The organism is Mesorhizobium qingshengii, from assembly GCF_900103325.1.
GTDB classification, from domain to species: domain Bacteria; phylum Pseudomonadota; class Alphaproteobacteria; order Rhizobiales; family Rhizobiaceae; genus Mesorhizobium; species Mesorhizobium qingshengii.
Genome location: NZ_FMXM01000094.1, coordinates 1 through 1,822 on the forward strand (window position 1 = coordinate 1; position 1,822 = coordinate 1,822).

At 63.3% G+C, this 1,822-nt stretch carries 2 protein-coding genes; both read left to right on the plus strand.

Translation table 11 applies throughout. The features are described 5' to 3' along the window. Positions 1-966, plus strand: a 966-nt coding sequence (locus BLS48_RS34475) for a transposase family protein (protein WP_143019604.1), incomplete at its 5' end; no start/stop codon positions are given. After that, a complete protein-coding gene (gene istB, locus BLS48_RS34480) occupies positions 956-1,750 on the plus strand; it encodes an IS21-like element helper ATPase IstB (protein ID WP_091586682.1) in 795 nt (264 codons plus the stop codon). The genes BLS48_RS34475 and istB, both read left to right, overlap by 11 nt. Positions 1,751-1,822 lie beyond the last annotated feature (72 nt).

A 1,822-nucleotide genomic window follows, 5' to 3' on the forward strand; every position in this document is an offset into this window, starting at 1 on the left:
GGCGTTCCCCGGCGCGGGATCTACGACAACATGCGCACGGCGGTCGACAGGATCGGCCGCGGCAAGGAACGCCAGGTCAATGCCCGCTTCTCGGCCATGGCCAGCCACTATCTGTTCGAGGTCGAGTTCTGCAATCCAGCCTCGGGCTGGGAGAAGGGGCAGGTCGAGAAGAACGTCCAGGATGCCCGCCACCGGCTATGGCAACCGATGCCGCGCTTCCCTTCGCTGGAGGCCCTGAACGCATGGCTGGAGCAGCGGTGTCGGGAGCTTTGGCAAGGGATTCCCCATGGCCTCAGGCCCGGAACGATCGAAGACATCCGTGCCGAGGAAACTCGGTTCCTGATGCCGATGCCGCGCCTCTTTGATGGCTTCGTCGAATACACCAAACGGGTCTCTCCGACCTGCCTGGTCCATCTGGAGCGCAACCGCTACAGCGTGCCGGCATCCTTCGCCAACCGGCCAGTCAGCCTCAGGGTCTATCCGGAGCGGATCGTGGTTGCCGCCGAAGGGCAGATCGTGTGCGAACACCGCCGCATCATCGAGCGGTCGCATGACCGGCTTGGCCAGACCGTCTACGACTGGCGTCACTATCTGGCGGTCATCCAGCGCAAGCCCGGAGCCTTGCGCAACGGTGCGCCCTTCACCGAGCTGCCCGAAGCCTTCAAGCGACTGCAGCAGCATCTGCTCAGGAAGCCTGGCGGCGATCGGGAGATGGTCGAGATCCTGTCGCTCGTCCTGCAGCATGATGAGCAGGCCGTGCTGACGGCAGTGGAGATGGCGCTCCAGGCCGGTGTCCCGACCAAAGTCCACATCCTCAATCTCCTGCACAGGCTGGTCGACGGCAAGCCGATCGCGGCGCCCGTTGTGGATGCCCCGCAGGCGCTGAGCCTGGCCAAGGAGCCGCAGGCCAATGTCGAGCGCTACGATGCGCTGCGCCAAGCCAGGGAGGTGCGTCATGCGTCATGATCCCGCCAGCGGCGCCATCGTCATCATGCTCAGGAGCCTGAAGATGCACGGCATGGCGCAAGCCGTGGCCGAACTCACCGAGCAGGCCTCTCCCGCCTTCGAGGCCGCCATCCCAATCCTGTCGCAACTGTTGAAGGCCGAGATGGCCGAGCGGGAGGTTAGGTCCACAGCCTATCAGCTCAAGACTGCTCGCTTCCCCGTCTACCGCGATCTGGCCGGCTTCGACTTTGCCAGCAGCGAGATCAACGAGGCCCTCGTGCGCCAGCTCCATCGATGCGAGTTCATGGACCAGGCCAACAACGTCGTGCTTGTCGGCGGCCCCGGCACCGGAAAGACCCACATCGCCACCGCCCTCGGCGTGCAGGCTGTCGAGCACCATCGCAAGCGCGTGCGCTTCTTCTCAACCATCGAACTCGTCAACGCGCTCGAGCAGGAGAAGGCCCAGGGAAAGCCAGGCCAGATCGCCAACCGGCTCGCCCATTCCGATCTCGTCATCCTCGACGAACTCGGATACCTGCCCTTCAGCGCCTCAGGCGGTGCGCTGCTGTTCCATCTGCTGAGCACGCTCTACGAGCGCACCAGCGTCGTCATCACCACCAATCTAAGCTTCAGCGAATGGGCTACCGTCTTCGGCGATGCCAAGATGACGACGGCGCTGCTCGATCGCCTCACCCATCATTGCCATATCCTGGAGACTGGAAACGACAGCTTCCGCTTCAAGAACAGCTCGGCCCAGACCCCTGCCACAAAGAAGGAGAAAGCACCCACCTTGACCAAAGCCTGAGACCCAAACCATACATGAAGGCGGGTCACTTCTCGGCGAAAATCCCGGGTCAGTTCTCGGCGGAAATCAACA